The sequence below is a fragment of the Pedobacter folensis genome (assembly GCF_056490665.1).
Window position 1 is genome coordinate 234,042 of record NZ_JBWJIF010000003.1, and the last position, 17,231, is coordinate 251,272.

Annotated in this window: 12 protein-coding genes; 4 read left to right on the top strand and 8 right to left on the bottom strand. The window is 41.4% G+C overall.

The features are described from left to right. Positions 1-4 precede the first annotated feature (4 nt). Together AC04QZ_RS15565 and AC04QZ_RS15570 are read right to left on the bottom strand one after the other, a co-directional pair. Positions 5-838, bottom strand: a complete 834-nt coding sequence (locus AC04QZ_RS15565) for a sulfite exporter TauE/SafE family protein (protein ID WP_478358512.1) — start codon at positions 836-838, stop codon at positions 5-7. A gap of 5 nt (positions 839-843) precedes the next feature. Further along, positions 844-1,539, bottom strand: a complete 696-nt coding sequence (locus AC04QZ_RS15570) for a FadR/GntR family transcriptional regulator (RefSeq protein ID WP_478358513.1) — start codon at positions 1,537-1,539, stop codon at positions 844-846. Between the two features lie 562 nt (positions 1,540-2,101). On the opposite strand from AC04QZ_RS15570, the gene AC04QZ_RS15575 reads away from it, so the two are divergent. The 3 genes from AC04QZ_RS15575 to AC04QZ_RS15585 are packed head-to-tail and all read left to right on the top strand — an operon-like array spanning position 2,102 to position 6,898. Beyond that, positions 2,102-2,491: a BlaI/MecI/CopY family transcriptional regulator gene (locus AC04QZ_RS15575; protein ID WP_478358514.1), complete on the top strand. Its 390-nt coding sequence runs from the start codon at positions 2,102-2,104 to the stop codon at positions 2,489-2,491. 29 nt (positions 2,492-2,520) lie between these two features. Further along, on the top strand, positions 2,521-4,419 hold the full coding sequence (locus AC04QZ_RS15580) for a M56 family metallopeptidase (protein ID WP_478358515.1): 1,899 nt from the start codon (positions 2,521-2,523) through the stop codon (positions 4,417-4,419). Between the two features lie 31 nt (positions 4,420-4,450). Beyond that, positions 4,451-6,898 carry an outer membrane beta-barrel protein gene (locus AC04QZ_RS15585; RefSeq protein WP_478358516.1) on the top strand — a complete coding sequence of 816 codons (2,448 nt, stop codon included), beginning with the start codon at positions 4,451-4,453 and terminating at the stop codon, positions 6,896-6,898. Between the two features lie 839 nt (positions 6,899-7,737). Here AC04QZ_RS15585 and AC04QZ_RS15590 read toward each other — a convergent pair. From AC04QZ_RS15590 to AC04QZ_RS15605, 4 genes are all read right to left on the bottom strand, one after another. Further along, positions 7,738-9,027: a gluconate:H+ symporter gene (locus AC04QZ_RS15590; protein ID WP_478358517.1), complete on the bottom strand. Its 1,290-nt coding sequence runs from the start codon at positions 9,025-9,027 to the stop codon at positions 7,738-7,740. A 21-nt stretch (positions 9,028-9,048) separates the two neighbouring features. Further along, a complete protein-coding gene (locus tag AC04QZ_RS15595; protein WP_086544855.1) occupies positions 9,049-9,231 on the bottom strand; it encodes a hypothetical protein in 183 nt (60 codons plus the stop codon). A gap of 168 nt (positions 9,232-9,399) precedes the next feature. After that, positions 9,400-11,934, bottom strand: a complete 2,535-nt coding sequence (locus AC04QZ_RS15600) for an ABC transporter permease (RefSeq protein WP_478358518.1) — start codon at positions 11,932-11,934, stop codon at positions 9,400-9,402. Further along, positions 11,927-12,616 carry an ABC transporter ATP-binding protein gene (locus AC04QZ_RS15605; protein WP_478358519.1) on the bottom strand — a complete coding sequence of 230 codons (690 nt, stop codon included), beginning with the start codon at positions 12,614-12,616 and terminating at the stop codon, positions 11,927-11,929. Before AC04QZ_RS15605 ends, AC04QZ_RS15600 begins: the two co-directional genes overlap by 8 nt. A gap of 104 nt (positions 12,617-12,720) precedes the next feature. Here AC04QZ_RS15605 and AC04QZ_RS15610 point away from each other — a divergent pair, with 104 nt between their 5' ends. Further along, the gene (locus AC04QZ_RS15610; protein WP_478358520.1) at positions 12,721-13,404 is read left to right on the top strand and encodes an arylesterase; all 684 of its coding nucleotides are present in this window, start codon (positions 12,721-12,723) and stop codon (positions 13,402-13,404) included. A gap of 310 nt (positions 13,405-13,714) precedes the next feature. Here AC04QZ_RS15610 and AC04QZ_RS15615 read toward each other — a convergent pair whose 3' ends face one another. Then, positions 13,715-15,508: a cytochrome-c peroxidase gene (locus AC04QZ_RS15615; protein WP_478358521.1), complete on the bottom strand. Its 1,794-nt coding sequence runs from the start codon at positions 15,506-15,508 to the stop codon at positions 13,715-13,717. Between the two features lie 75 nt (positions 15,509-15,583). Then, positions 15,584-17,071, bottom strand: a complete 1,488-nt coding sequence (locus tag AC04QZ_RS15620; protein WP_478358522.1) for a PhoX family protein — start codon at positions 17,069-17,071, stop codon at positions 15,584-15,586. Positions 17,072-17,231 lie beyond the last annotated feature (160 nt).

Sequence of the window (17,231 nt, forward strand, 5' to 3'; positions counted from 1 at the left end):
TTAATTAAAATTTATGTTGATATCCATTGTAGATCATTTCGAAGGCTACAAATGTGATGGCAATACAGAAAATGATCCTTAAGGTAGATGGATTGATGCGGGTTAATAATTTTGCGCCTGTAAATGCTCCTCCCAATACACCTAGCACCACTGGAAATGCTATTCCCGGATCCATATAGCCACGTTGCAGGTAAACTACAGCACTGGCTGCTGCGGTAACACCAATCATGAAATTACTGGTGGTTGTACTTACCTTAAATGGAATTTTCATTGCGGTGTCCATGGCCAGTACTTTTAAAGCGCCGGATCCGATACCTAGCAAACCCGACATTACTCCGGCTACAGTCATGATTGAAAAACCTGCACCAATGTTCCTGAGTTTATACTCCACAGTACCGGTTGGTGTGGGGTAACTGCTGTTCAGCTTCAGGATGGCGGAAAGTTTACTGCCCTCCGTTAAGGCTTCCTGGTTCTTTTTCCTAAGTGTCATTGCTGCAGAGAAAAGCAGTACACTGCCGAAAAGAATGGCAATGGTATTTGTAGGGGTGTAAACAGCAATTAAGGCACCAATTACTGCACCCACTGTGGTGGCGATTTCCAAAAACATCCCCAGGCGTATATTGGTAATTCCTTCTTTAATGTATGCACTTGCGGCGCCGGATGAATTGGCGATAGAGGCTAATAATGCTGCACCTATTGCATAACGAATATCGACATGGAAAACGAGTGTAAGTAACGGAATGACAACTACTCCTCCGCCAAGACCGGTTAATGAACCAACCAGGCCAGCAAGGTAGGCGCCAAGGATTAAAATCAGGGTAAAAGTTAAAATTGACATGATATTTAGTGATTATTATTCAGTATTGTAACGGTTATTTCTCTGGCACGCTCTGCATTACCTTCTTTTATTGCATTATACAATGCCTGGTGCAAATGGTGACTCATGGCAAAATGCGCAATGCCAGAGGGCGCACGTTTGGCAAAGAAATCGCGGATAATTACCGTAAAGCTTTCATAGAGATCGGTCAGTACATGGTTTCCTGATGCCCGTGCAATAGCCATGTGAAATTCGATATCGGCATTGGTACATTCGGTCCTTAGTGCCTGTTCGATAGAAATTTTTCTTCTTTCGAGTGCCTCACTGATCAATAGGAGATCGGTTTCGCTGCGGTTTTGCGTAGCCAAACGAACAATTTCCTGCTCAAGCAAAGCCCTTACCTGATTGATCTCTTCAAAATCAGAGCTGCGCAAGCGTTGTTCTATCGGTTCGGTAGGAATGGCATTTACCTTGGTGCCAAATCCTTGTTGAACGTTTAAAATTCCGGATAAAGTAAGCGATTTGATGGCTTCCCTGATGGTAGAACGGCCAACGCCATATAGCTCCATTAGTGCAGGTTCCGATGGAATTTTTTCGCCCACTTTAAATTTTTCCTCTTTAATATCCTGACGAATTTTTGCTGCTATCTGCTCGAAAAGTTTGTGCTCCTGTTTCATGATGATGAATTTACAGCACAAACGTACGATGTTTATTTTAAACATCAGATGTTTAATGTCTTGTTAATATCATTTTGCAATTGCGCTAATGTTTGAGGGCTTAATGATTGATATTTGGAGTTAAGCCCTGAGGTGCTGCGTTAGCATCAACAAGCTAGTGATGGAAGAGGTCTGGTTAAATCAGGAAATGAAAGGATGGTGTTTCATAGGAGAGGCTTAGTCCTGCTTTGCATTGCAAGTCCTCGCTCGTCCCTCGCTTGCGGGCTTTTCATTACAATCAGGTTTATGAAGAAAGTATTGTAGCCTTGCAACCTAACAAATGAACTAAGTTATCGCCATCTAGCCCCGGTTGCAGCGTTACCCTGCAGCAACGAGGCATCCCGAAGTTTCGGGAAAACATAAAAGCGTAAAATGGGAAGGAGCTTATTGTTTTGCACAAGCTTTGCGCTCCAAATAATAAACATGTTTTTCCTTAGAAAGAAAGACCTTACCAATCTCTTGTTAATTTATTTTTATTTAAATCGTTCAAAATGAGGTTTTTATGTTTTTTTATAAAAATATTTAACCTAATATTTGTATCGTACGAAAAATGTCGTACCTTTAGGGTATGAAAACTAATCAAACTGAAAATAACCTGCCCGAACCTACTAAAGCTGAATTGGAAATTCTTCAGGTGTTGTGGGAGTTCGGTCCATCCACGGTTCGGTTTGTAAACGATAAATTGAACGAACAGCGGGAGGTGAATTATACCTCAACTTTAAAGCAGATGCAGATCTTAACCGAGAAAGGGATATTAAAACGTGATGAAAGCCAAATGAAGCACATTTATATTCCTGTTGAGGCTGAAGAGAAAACCAAAGTGCAGTTGTTAGACCGTTTTGTACATACGCTGTATAAGGGATCTGCTTCGCAGTTAATGATGCAGCTTCTGGGTAACGAAAAAACCTCAAAACAGGAAATAGAAGAGATAAAGCGGCTATTGGATAGCATGGAATAATTAATAACAGCAGATTCTAAAGAACCACAATGATGGAATTTAAGTTAATTAACCTTTTACCCGAAAACTGGTTGCATGCCCTCGGCGCTACATTATTCCACTCGCTATGGCTTGGGGTAATTTTGGCCTTGCTTGCTGGCCTGGTGATGTTTACCACCCGAAAAGCAAGTGCTGTAATGCGCTATAACCTGCTCACCATTTGTTTAGTGCTGTTTGTTGTGGCCATATTCTTCACCTTTTGCAAAGAACTGCAAAAGCCTGTGGGTTCTGGTGCCGATCAGGTCGTAATTAATCTCCCTGATACCGGACAGCCTGTAATTTCAAACGTTCAGCAGGACATGTATTCGGGCCTGAACAAAATTCTTTCTTTGTGGAATGCATATGCTTATCAGATTGTACTGATCTGGTTTTTAATTATCTGTGGTAAAAGCATTCAGTTAATGGTAGGTTTAAATGGTGTATATCATTTACGTAGACATAAAACCTACGCTGCGGGTAAAAAATGGGATGAAAAATTAGCTGTGCTGGCCGAAAAATTAGGTTTAAGTCAATCGGTTAAAATTATGCAATCGGGTATTGCGCAGGCGCCAATGGTGGTGGGGCATTTTAAGCCCTTAATTTTAATTCCTTTAGGTTTGCTTACCGGCCTGTCAGATGCAGAAGTTGAGGCGATTCTGGCTCACGAACTGGCCCACATTAAACGCAAAGATTATCTGGTAAACCTATTACAAAGTTTTATCGAAATCGTTTTCTTCTTTAACCCAGCGGTACTTTGGGTATCACAATTAATAAAAACAGAACGCGAACATTGCTGTGATGATTTGGCCATTGCCAGTGTAAGCGATCGCAAAAACTACGTTCAGGCCCTCATCATTTGTCAGGAATTTAAGCAGCGTGCACCTGCTTATGCCATGGCGATAACGGGTAAGAAAGGTAGCCTGCTGCATAGAGCAAGCAGGATGTTATTCAACACCAATTCAACTTTAAACAAAATGGAAAAGACAATATTAACCATCGCCCTGGTATCGGTAGTGGTTTGCAGCGCCGCCTTTAAAAGCGTAGGCCATGCAAAAACAGTTACCAGAAAAAAAATAGCTACTTCAATACAGGTTTTACAGGATACAGCTAAAAAATCTAAACCTGTTGAAGGGAAATCTGCCGATCAATTGGAAAAAGAAATCAATTCGAAAATGGATCGTCAATTGAAACAGCTAGCAGAAAACAAGCGAATTAAACGTAATGAAACCGCTGAAGATGCAAAAATGAGAATTGCTGATCAGCAGGCCAGAAAGGAAGATGCTAAAAAGGCATTAGAAGATGCGAGACTGCGGAAAGAAGATGCCAAAGCCAGAACTGCCGACGAAAAACTAAGGATAGCAGACGAGAAACTTGCAAAAGAAGATGCTAAATTAGCGAAGGAAGACGCCAAATGGGCAATAGAAGATGCCAAATGGGCTCAGGATGATAAAGAAGGTAGAGGAAACCGTGTACCAAGGGCACCTCGTCCGCCGCGCCCACCAAGAGCGCCAAGGGCACCCCGCGCTGCTACATATGCTGTGCCACCGGCCCCACCGCTACCTCCGGCTCCGCCAGTGCCAGCTAATCTACCAGCTCCGCCTACACCACCAACGCCTCCTGTGTATAACGAAAGGACAAGTACCAGAACAGGCGTACAGCGTACAGTTACCTCGAAAAGTGTAACCAACGGAGATGGACGTGATTATACTAAAGAAATCAATCAGGAATTGATGAAAGATGGCATTATTACCAGTACCAATAAACTATCGTACAAACTCAATAAAGACGATTTAATTGTAAATGGCGTAAAACAAAGTGCTGATGTGCAGAAAAAATACAAGCAACGGTTTTTGAAAAACGAAAATCATTCGCTGATGTATAATTTCCTAGTAGAAAATCATAAACAATAGATCCTAAAAGCGCTAATCCAATCAACACCCCATGAAATATAAGCTCCTGGCTTTTTTAGCCTTATGGATAAATATTGCCTTTACTTTTGCTCAAGCCCAAACCCCTCAATCCAGAATTTATGGTCGTGTATTGGATGCCGAAGGAAAAAATATAGAATTTGCCACCGCTGCGCTGCTTAAAGATTCGGTGTTGGTTAAAACGACCTTCACCGGAAAGGATGGACTGTTTAGTTTTGATCAGCTCGCTTATGGGAAATACCAGATTAAAATATCGGTAGTCGGATCGCCAATATATCAAACCGATACATTGGTGCTATCAGCCAGCCATGCTGTTATTGGCCTATCAGACATCAAGATCAAAGCGGGGGTAACCAACTTAAAAGAGGTAAACATTTCTGGGCAGAAAGCTTTTGTGGAGCGAAAAATAGACCGTACTGTTGTGAATGTTGATGCTTTGATTTCGAATGCAGGCACAACCGCACTGGATGTGCTGAGTAAATCGCCTGGGGTTAATGTAGATCAGAACGGGGCAATTTCGCTGAAAGGCAAAAACGGGGTGGCCATTTTTATTGATGATAAACCAACTTATTTATCGGGTGCCGATCTGGAGAATTACCTGCGTTCGCTGCCTTCCTCTTCGCTTGATCAGATTGAACTGATGACCAATCCGCCGGCCAAATATGATGCGGCCGGAAACGGAGGCGTAATTAACATCAAAACCAAGAAAACCAAAACCGCTGGTTTTAATGGTGGGATTAACCTGAGTTTAAATCAGGGGGAGTTAAGCCGCTCGAACAACAGTTTCAACTTTAATTACCGCAAGGATAAGATTAATGTTTTCGGCAACCTGAGTTATAACCTCAATAACAGTTTTACCGATCTTGACCTGAACCGGAAATATAAAAATGCTGATGGTAGTGCCAAATCCTACTTTAATCAGAATTCTTATTTCCGCAGGCATGGCAATACTTTTAACCTAAAAACCGGACTTGATTATTACGCGTCAGACCGTACAACCTGGGGCGTGGTACTCACCGGAATGAACCGGATTTCTAAACAGGTAAATAACAATACCAGTAACCTGTCTAATGCTTCAATGCAGTTAGATTCGATCATCAGGGCCGAAAATATCGATCAGATTAAATACCAGAATGGGGGTGTAAATTTAAATTACAGGCACAAGTTTAAGCAGGCAGGGCGAGAATTAACCTTTGATGCGGATTACCTGCTTTATCGCAATCAAACCGATCAAACGTATTATAACTTCAGTTACCTGCCTGGAGGAGCCTTAAAATACCAGGATATTTTAACAGGTAATCTGCCTTCGAATATAGATATCTACACCGCTAAAGTAGATTATTCACATCCACTGGAAAATAAGTGGAAGCTTGATGCGGGGGCTAAAACGGCTTATACCAAAACCGATAACATTGCCGATTACTTTAATACTGCAAACGGAAAAACCAGTGCCGATTATGAAAAGAGTAATCACTTTTTATATGAAGAAAATATCAATGCGGTTTACCTGAACATCAGCAGGGAAGGAAAACGGTTTTCGCTTCAGGCTGGCCTAAGGTATGAAAACACAGTTTCTAACGGGCATCAATTGGGGAATCTGATTAAACCCGATTCGAGTTTTAAAAGAACCTATAACAGTTTATTTCCAACGTTTTATTTCTCCTACAAACTTGATACTGCAGGGAACAATCAACTGGGGCTGAATTATGGAAGAAGGATCGATCGTCCGTATTATCAGGACCTTAATCCATTCTTTTCTCCTTTGGATAAGTTTACTTATTATGTTGGTAATCCCTTTTTGAAGCCTTCTTTTACGCAAAGTGTAGAACTGTCGCATACGTATAAAAATAAGATTACCACTACATTTGGTTACAGCTGGGTGCGGGATGAGGTGAACGAAACCATCGAAATTTTAAACGGAACTTACTATAGCAGACCGGCAAATGTGGGGAAAACAAGAGTGGCCAATGTTTCGGTAAATGCAGAGATCGACCTCGCAAAATGGTTAAAATTAAATGCCTATATGGAATTTGCCAAAATAGTTTCAAAAACCGATTTCTATACGGGTTTTTTGGTGACCAATGGCAGTTATTTTAGAACAAACCCGAATCTGCAGTTTAAAATCAGTCCGACATGGAATGCAGAAATGAGTATGAGCTACCAGAGTAAACTTTCTAATGTTCAGTTTTTACTCGGATCGGTGCATGAGTTTGGTGCAGCAGTGCAGAAAAAGCTCTCGGCAAAAAGCACCTTGAAATTAACCGCAAATGATATTTTCAGAGACCGGATATTTAATGGCGTGATTAACAACCTGGCGGCAACCGAGGCCAATTGGAAAAACAAGCAGGATTCGAGAAACTTTGTTTTGAGTTATAGTTATCGTTTTGGTAAAGCTTTTTCTTCGCCCGCCAAACACGAATCTTCTGGTGCCGATGCAGAAAAGAATAGGGTGAAGAATTAAGGTTTTTGATGGTTTCGTCATTTCGAGGAACGAAACAATCCTATAGCCAGGTGTGGAAGCAATCATTCAGATTCAAGCAATTTTTTTTGGAAAGCATTACCTGTAGTGCTTAGGGGCCGTTAGTCCCGCCCTTTGCTTAATCGCGTAAAAGACTTATCGTGAACACATCTTTTGATTTGGGTTTTTTATGCATTTTGCTAAACAACGTTGATAAAATTCAGGCTTTGCCGAAGAACGTCGTCAATCCCAAGTGGCAGAAAAATCAAAAAAACAGTTGCAGGATAGAACAAATAGCACTACCAAACCTTAAACGCAGTGGTTTTGTGTTCAATAATCATGATTTACGGCTTTTAAAAGGTATTGAACACAAACGAAGTGCCGCTGTTTTTTTGATGAGCCTGGAGCAGTGAGAAGCCACCTTGCCGGATTGACAAAGCGTTTTGGGTACTTTGGCGCTCCAAAGTACCATGCCCCCGCGGCAGAGAGCGGAAAAAATAATATTTGTAACCACAAGATAGTTTTTAAGGACAAGGGGCTCTTACTAGCAGGAAAGATGCTGGTCCCGGAGCTTCAGGACAGCAGGACGATCGACTTTGGAATAGGTGAAGGATGGGCTAACGCTGCCGGTCGGGTTAATTTTACCCAGGATAGCAGTATTATTTAAGCCCACTAAACCCGATCGAAGTGGTTTCGATTTTTCATCGAAAAGAACGGAGAGCGGGGCTGTTTTAACCTAAAAGATTCTGCAATTGCTTTCCCGAAAAAAAATACTCAGGCTTTGGATAAGAGTTGTCAACTTACTAGCGACATGGCTATAAAAAGTTGACAACTCATTTCCCTTACACAAATTGATTCAACACCAGCACCCCAACAAGCCCTAGAACAGAAACCAGGCTTTCCATCATTGTCCAAGTGCGAAATGTTTCTTTCAGGCTCAGGTTAAAATATTCTTTAAACATCCAGAAACCGGTATCGTTTACATGCGAAAACATTAAACTCCCTGCGCCAACTGACAATACCATTAACTCGGGTGGCGTGCCAGGCCCTATTAAAGGCAAAACCATACCCGAAGCGGTTAATGCTGCTACTGTTGCTGAACCAAGGGTCACTCTAAGCGATGCGGTGATTAACCATGCCAGTAATAATGGCGATAAATTTAGGCCGCCTGTAAGTTGTTTTACGGTTTCGCCCATACCACTATCAATCAAAATCTGTTTAAAGGCGCCGCCTGCTGCAATAATCAGGATAATCATGGCAATACTTTTTACCCCTTCGGCACAAGATTCCATTGCTTTCGTAATCGAAGTTTTTTGAACTGCTAAAGCAATAATAACCGAGATTAAAAGGGCTGCAGTAGGATCGGCTAAAAATATAAACAACGGTTTACCGATATAATCGATTTTGAAACTGCTTCCTATGGTTCCGGCGATGATTAAAAATACCGGAAGCAATGCAGTGATGAAACTCCTTGAAGCAGAAGGAAGGTTTTCTTCTTCGCTGATACTAAAATGTTGAACAGTTACTGATTGATCTCGTTTAAGGATCAATCGTGGAAAATAGATTCCGGCAATAACTGCAATAGGAACACTTAAAGTTAAGCCGTAAATTAAGGTTTTACCAATATCGGCATGGAAAATACCAGCCAGTGCAACAGGACCGGGATGAGGTGGTAAAAAACCGTGTGTTACCGAAAGGGCTGTGGCCATTGGAATGCCAATGTATAATTTTGATAATCCTGTTGTGGCCGAAATGGCAAAAACCAAAGGGATCAATACCACGAAACCTGCATTGTAAAATAAAGGAATCCCGACTAGTAAACCGGTGAGAAGCACCGCCCATTGGATGTTCTTTTTACCAAAAGCACCGATCAAAATGAAAACGATCTTTTTTGCCGATCCGCTGTCTTCAATCAATTTGCCCATCATCGCGCCAAGCGCCAAAACCATAACCATGCTGCCCAATGTGCTGCCAATGCCATTGCTGATAGAAGCCATTACTTTTGTAGCTGGCATACCTAATAAAAGACCTGTAATAATCGCCACCGCAATCAGGGCAATCATGGGGTTGATCTTTTTTAAGATCAGCACGAAAAGCAACAGGATACCGAAAAGCAGGATAAATAATGACATTTGGTTAAGGCTTAAGGTAATTTACTTTTTAATAGTAATGGTTCGTCCGGTTACCAGATTAAATTCGTAAACCCGGTACAGGCCATCATCACTAATTTCTATATTTTCTACCAAACCTGTTTTGCTAAAGGTATCGGTTACCATATCGCCGATTTTTACATCCTGAAGAACGTCGCTTGGCGTATCGTTGTTTAATCTAATCATGATGTAAAAGTATCGATTATTAATAAAACCTTTAAGATTTTTCAATCATGGTAGTATGGCGTTTGGCGAATGGCGTTTTGTAACGGGGTATTTTCATTCAGCCCCGATAGCATCAGATCAGTATGGCGACTATCCGATTCTAAACCCTTAACACTTTCCGCTCCCCGCTTAACTTTCCGTCCTTAAAATCTTCAGCGGTGGCTGGTTCAGGATGCTTCTGGTACTTAATATTCCTGTAATTACCACCAGCAACACTATTGAGCCAAATAACAATAAGGTTGGTATAAACGGAGGTACGAAACTTGCATCGAAAGTAAATTTAGCTAATGCCCAGCTTCCGCTGATGGCTAAAATTAATCCTGCCCCGGCTGCAAAAGCCCCTAAAAAGAAATACTCAATGGCGTTTATCGCTAAAATCTGTTTTCTGCTTGCGCCCATCGTCCGCAATAAAATACTTTCTTTTATCCTTTGGTTTTTACTGGTTAATACCGAAGATATTAAAACAATCCAGCCGGTAACCATACTAAAGCCAGCCATAAACTGAATCACAAAACCGATCTTGCTTAGCAACTCATCTAAGAGTTTTAATACGAGATCTAGATCGATGACTGAAACATTTGGAAATTTTTGCACGACTTCACCCTGAAAACGAGCTGAAACTTCGCCCGATGGTACCCTGGTCATTAATACATGAAACTGTGGTGCTTCTTCCAATACCCCAGCCGGAAAAACAACCCTGAAATTGGTCTGCATCCGGCTCCAGTTTACTTCCCTCAAACTTCCAACCACCGTAGGGATCATCATACCCTGCACATTGAAAAGGATTTTATCATTTAGTTCCACATGGATTTGCTGGGCATAACGCTGATCGAGAGAAATGTAAACCGTTTCATTGGGTTTTATTTTTCCGATCCATTTTCCCGATGTAATTTTTTCTGCTGCGGTTAAAGTATCCTGATAAGTAGCCCTGATTTCGTTGCGATAAGCCCTTCTGTTATTGGTGTCGGCACTGGCTTTCTTTCCGTTAATTTCTTCAATCCGCATGGTAATTACGGGAACCTGGTTCATTAACGGCAATTTGAAAGCTTTGGTTAAACTGTCTAATCCTTCTTTTTGCGTATTCTGGATGTCGAACATCACCATATTGGGCTGGTTGGCACCTGATGAAAGCGTAACACGACTCATTAATATTCCCTGAACAAAAAACAGTGTGCAGATAAATGCAGTGGATAAACCTATAGAAACGGTAAGCATCAAGGTTTGGTTATTGGGCCGGTAGAGGTTAGCAAAACCCTGCCGCCATAAATAAGGCGATGAATTAGGCAAGAGTTTTCTCACCAGAAACATCAGTAGTTTAGACAATATAATCAACAGCACAAAAGCGATGGCAATACTGGCGGTAAAAGCCAGCGTTTGGATCCATGTTTTCATCTGCAAGTGCGTAAAAGCTGTAATAAAGACTGCCATAAGCAGGTAAACCAGCCAGGTTAGCGGATCTCTTTTTCCGGATGCTTTTTCGAAAGATATGCGGATGGCATTTAAAGGTGAAATCCTTCTAACGGAAAGGAGTGAAGGGAGGGCAAAGAGCACCGAGATGATGAGCCCCAATAAAACACCCTGGCCCACCGCCAGCCACGAAACCTGCATGCTGATCTCGATCGGCAGAAAATCTTTTAACACCAGCGGAAGTAAAAACTGTATGCCTGTGCCCAAAGCTGCTCCTAAAACGGAGGCAATTAAGCCAATGAAAAACACCTGGATGAGGTAGATTAAAAAGGCATGACGCGATTTTAGTCCTAAACACCTCAGCGTGGCAATCGCGCTTAATTTTTCCTGAATGTACACATGGATGGCACTACCTACACCAACACAACCGAGTAGTAAAGCGATAAAACCAGACAAAGCCAGGAAACGGTTTACATCTTTAAAAGATCTTCCGGTTTGTTCTTTTCGCGATTCAACGGTGTCGGCATCAAAACCTTCTTTCTCTAATTTGCTGTCCTGCTTTTTTACCCATTCATCTATTTTGGAGGGATCGTTATACCGGAAATAAAATTTATTGTTGATCCGGCTTCCGGTTTTAATCAGATTGGTTTTATCGAGCGTTTGTAGTGGAATATAAACCGTAGGCGCAATACTTGCACCAATACCGGTTTGGCCAGGGGCTTTGGTTAACGTACCCAGGATATTAAAATTGAGATCGCCTATTTTTACCGAATCGCCCACTTTTGCATTAAACTGCATCATGAGGGTTTGATCTACCAATGCATTTCTCCCCGATTGAAAATGTTTTGCGGCAGCCAGTGGAATGGTTTCTATGGTGCCGTAATAAGGGTAATTCCCCTCCAGGGCTTTCATTTGTACCAAACGGCTGCCTCCACCTTTCTGAAAATAAATCATCGAAGCAAAGGTTTTCTCCTGCGATCGCTCATCACCAAGTGTATCGAGCATTTTTTGCATGGCTTTGCTTACCCCTTTGCGGCTATCTAAAACAAGGTCTGCGCCGGTAAGCTCTTTTGCCTGTGCATCAATATCTTTTTGCAGGTTATCTTTAAAGGAATAAACGGCAACAAGGGCTGCAATACCCAAAACAATGGATGAGATGAAGAGCAATAAACGTGCACGGTTTTTTCTGCTATCGCGCCAGGCCATTTTAAACAGCCACGAAAACTTTATAGATTGTTTTGGGAGGTTATTAGGCATAACTAGGATTTTCGTCTGAAATGATTACGCCGCCTTTAATTTTAATGCTTCTTGCCGTTCTGGCAGCCAGCTCTAGATCGTGTGTTACGATAATCAAGGTGGTTCCTGCATCTTTATTTAAATCAAAAAGCAATTTGATTACCTTTTCGCTGGTTTCTGCATCAAGGTTTCCGGTAGGTTCATCTGCAAAGAGAATAGCCGGTTGATTGGAAAATGCCCTGGCCAGCGAAACGCGCTGTTGCTCGCCGCCTGATAATTGTACAGGATAGTGATGCGAACGATCGGCCAGGCCAACTTTATCCAGCAGTTCTAAGGCATGTGCACGGATGTTTTTTGCACCCCTTAATTCTAAGGGTACCATTACATTTTCGAGCGCCGTTAAAGTGGGTAAGAGTTGAAAGTTCTGAAAAATGAAACCCACATACTGATTTCTAACCGCCGCCCTTTCATCTTCATTCAGTTTTTCTAAGGCAATACCATTCAGCTCAACCGTTCCGCTGCTGGCCCTGTCTAATCCGGCACATAAGCCGAGCAAGGTTGTTTTTCCACTTCCCGAAGGGCCTGTTATGGCTACCGTTGAGCCCGCTGTGATCGAAAAGTTAATGTTATCCAAAACGGTGAGTTCCCGTCCGGCACTTTGGTAAATTTTGCTTACATTTCGGATGTTCAATATGCTTTCCAATAGCTGAATTTTTAGGGTTTGCGTATAGATGATGGCCAAACATAACAGGGCGCTGCCTGTTAAGGTAATGGTTTAAATAATAATTAGATATAGATTAAATAGATATGTTACGAAAACGATTAATGGGGCTATTTGTTTTGAGCCTTGTACTGCTAAGCTGCGGAAACCGTGAAAGTAAACGCGATACGGATAAAACTTTAGATTCGGCTGACCAAAAAACTGCAGTTACAGCTGTTAAACAGAAGAATATCCTCTTTTTTGGCACCAGTTTAACAGCAGGTTATGGGCTCGACCCAACAGAAGCTTACCCGGCATTGATCCAAAACCGGATCGATTCTTTACAAATGCCTTACAAAGTAATTAATGGTGGTTTAAGCGGAGAAACTTCTGCTGGTGGAAAAGGCCGGATTGATTGGTTACTTAAACAGCGTGTGGATATTTTTGTGCTCGAACTTGGCGCAAATGATGGTTTACGTGGCTTACCCGTATCGCAAACGATTAAAAACCTTCAGGCGATTATTGACCGTGTAAAAGCTAAATACCCGGATGCTAAAATGGTGCTGGCCGGTATGCAGGTTCCGCCGAATATGGGCGCAAAATATGCTGCAGATTTTAAAAACATGTTTCCTGATCTGGCAAAGAAAAATCAAATGGCCCTGATCCCGTTTTTATTGGATAAGGTAGGCGGCATTCCGAAATTAAACCAGGCCGATGGCATACATCCAACCGCCGAAGGCGATAAGATCCTTGCCGAAAACGTTTGGGTGGTATTGAAGGATTTGTTGTAGATGAGAGGGAAAGGCGATTTAGTCGCCACTAAACACTTGTTGTGCACTACAAATGCATGTCTCGCTAATTATGGTTAATTCTCTCATTCATCTTACATTTTCCATCTTTTAAGATCCTGAGCTAAACTCAGGATGACGCCAGGGGCATATGAGTGGGGGAAAGCCGATTTTATCGCCACTAAACACTTGTTGTGCATAGCAAATGCATTTCTCGCTAACATTGGACTCAAGGTTAATTCCCTCATCCATCTTACATTTTCCATCTTTTAAGATCCTGAGCTAAACTCAGGATGACGCGAGCATATTCTATTTATGGACGATCTTCCAGTGTGCCTAGAAATGCAATAATTTGTTTGATCTCCGGTTTGCTTAAGTTCAGCTTATCGGCTGATAAAGTCTGGTTTTGAACATCGATTCCCATGCCTGCGCCACCACCTCGATTATAAAAATCCATCACCTGATCTAGGGTTTTATAAACACCGTTATGCATATATGGGCCTGTTTTGGTGATGTTTCTTACCGTTGAAGTTTTAAAGGAATGTTTATACTGTGGGTAAGCATAAAGGGCATATCGGCCCAGGTCGGGATCTATTTTAGGTTTTAAAGTATCTGTAGTAGCGGGTACGCCTAAAACTTCTGCTTCACTTTTAATAAAGAGTGGTGCCTGTGTGCCATTAAATAAAGGTGCAAAATGACAGCTACCACACTTTGCTTTTCCCATAAAAAGATTAAAACCCGCTTTTTCTTCCTGATTTAACTGTTTTTTATCGCCCTGCATGTAGCGGTCAAACCGGGCGTTAAACGGAGATAAGGAACGGATATAAGATGCCAGTGCATGCTGGATTTTCCAGGGATCGGCTTTTGCAGTTTTATCCTGATAAGCTTTTTGAAATAAGGTTAGATAGATTTTTGATGAGTTAATTCTCGTTGCGGCCTGGGTTAGTGAACCATTCATTTCCTGTTTATGATGAATCACATCAAGCGCCTGATCTTCTAAGGTTCCGGCCTTTAAATCATAAAAAAATCCACGCTGTAAACCAGCATAAGTTAAGGTTGGTGTATTCCTCAGTAATGCTTTTCCGTTTGCTATTCCTGCCGCTTTAGTTAAACCATCGGTAAAGGCAAGTGATTGCTGATGGCAACTGGCGCAGCTCCGGTTATTTCCATTAGAAAGTATAGCATCGTTAAACAGGATTTTCCCAAGTGCAATTTTATCATCGTTGATAAATAGGGTACTGTTGCCTACAAATTTGTTTACATTAAAGGCATTTACCTGAAACATACTTGTCGCATCATCGCATAGCGCAGTACCGCTGGCAGCAGTGGGTGTTTTTTTTTCTAAACGAAGTAAATTGATGTGCTTGCTGATTGGATCAAGATATTCGGTTATAAAAGTCAAACGATCGAAATGATTGAAATCAGGGTTTTTATCCAGGTAGCTTATCGCTGAAGGTATCAATTTACCTGATGCATCATTTTCATACTTTGCCAATACATTTGCAATTCCCTGTAGTGCCGAAGCCGTTTCGGGTATCGATTGTAAAGCGTTTGGGGTATCAAAACCTGTAATGCCTAAACTGGTAATCCTGAAAATTTCTAAACGGATGGCATCAAATAATTGTGCATCGGTAATCTCGTACTGTTCATTAAAACGGCTAACACGCTGCAGGTTGAGCTGCATTTTTTTTACCTCGTTCCCTAATTCTTTTCGGTTTTCTGTTGTTGGTTTTTCATAGATAATTTCTTCCATCACCTGAAAGCCTGTTGGATTTTCAATGAGATTTTCACCCAGTTCAATTTCATCTATGGGTGCTCCGTTAAGCAGGGCAGAAGTTGAAGGAAAAAAGTATTCGATATAATACTCCAGCTCTTTGTATTTTTTTCTGGCCTGTAAAAAAGATTGTTTTATGGCTTTTTCGTTCCTGTTTTGAACTGCATTCGATAATTTTTGGTCAATAATGCTTTGAAATTCAGTGAGCCGCCGGTCAAAATCTGCTTTTATCAGTGCTGCGTTTGATCTGTTTTCCGTTTTACAGAAAATGGACAACAGGCTAATAAGGGTAATCAATACAACGAAAAAAACAATTTTTTTAAGGCTAAACATGCTTAGGAAAGAGTTGAAATAAAATAGAAAAATCCCTTCCAACATTTGCCGGAAGGGATAGAGAGGTGATTTGAGTTATTTAGAAACGCCGCGAACAATTACAACTTGTCCGCCTTCGTTATTATTTACCAATCTTGTTGTACCACCATCCGCATTTTTGTATTTATCACTTGTCCAGGTGTGCGGGTGTAAATTAACGATGAATGTATCAGGAATGCCTGTCAATGCAGAGATATCGTACATCGCACCATATTCCCATGTACTTAATTGTACACTGTTTGATGGATTATATTTAGCGTTAAATGCAGCATCTGTTCTACGGTGGTTCATTTGTAACATCGGTTTTAACGATTTTGAAGCCATAGAAAATTGCCAGATGGTTCCATCATGATCATTGTTTTTATAGAACGAATCCCCATCTTCCTGGATGTACACATAGTTTTCAGTTACACATAAGTTATCGGGATTGACAATGCTTTTTCCAGGGTTGTCATTGCCATCAACCGCAACTTCTAATTTACCTTTTAACGGATTGCTTGCATCCAAAACTAATTTGTATACGCGACCCCACATGGTTTTTCCACTTACAGGTGTAAGTTTATCGCCCTGGCTAACACCGGTTGCGGTAAAATATACTTCGCGTCCGTTTGCTGCACTGCCTTTTCTATAATCGATATCTTCTACACGGGCCAGCATTAAAGCTTTTTTATCGATGGTTTGTTGCTGCAATTGTGCCCCTGTACTGCTTTTTACATTATCTAGCTCCACAAATTCAACATCGTAGCTTTGTCCTTTGTCCATGTTCGTTTCTATAGGGTCGTTATTGCTGCGTTTCATCACATATAACTTTCCATTTTCTAAATCACCCTGGGTGTTAGATACATACATGGCCAATTGCCCATCTGTTTCATCCTCACCAATCAGGATAACGGTTTTGCCAGAATATGATGCTTTAGGTAGTGGTACCGCATTTTCAGCGCTCCATCTGCCCAATGCACTGACTGTTCTTTGTTTGTTCTTTTTATCTGCAGCGGCAAGTGGATCGATCGCGTGGATCATTGATTCTGCACCACTTTCTCCGGCCGTTAAGAAAACTGGTTTAGAAAAGCCATGTTCTTCTGGCGTTACCATTGTAGCAGAACATAAACGGGTCATACCGCCATCAGAATCTACAATATATTCTCCTTTTACAGGTTTGAAATTTTTATCTAAATATACCCTCGATACCGATTGAAGAATTTCATGGTTATTAATCATGATAAAGCCTTCTCCAGCTGGATTTTTAATAATTCCGGCTCCATCGGGTTGTGCACCAAAAATAAAATTTGGTGATTCTGCCAGTACATCATCCGAGCTGATCAGCGTAGTAATATTCAGACTTTCGAAACCAGGCATGGCTTTTACCAATGAAGGGTTTACCGAATAATCTTTAAGCGTAACCGGAGTGGTTTCAGGGCTTTCTGGCTCATTATTCTTTTTACAGGCACTGATCACAACTGCCGAAGTAACGAATGCAGCCACAGCAAGGGCTAAAGCCCTTTGCTTTAATAATGTTTTGTTCATAAGTTTTGTTTTCCGTTTGAGGCAAAATTACATGGCCCATGTTTCCGGAAATTAAAGTATATGTTAAGCTAAGCTGCATTATGTTATTTAGAATTGTTCTTGCTATCGTGGATTTATTTAAGACTCGTGAAAAAATGGTGATTCACTCCAGGCATAATAT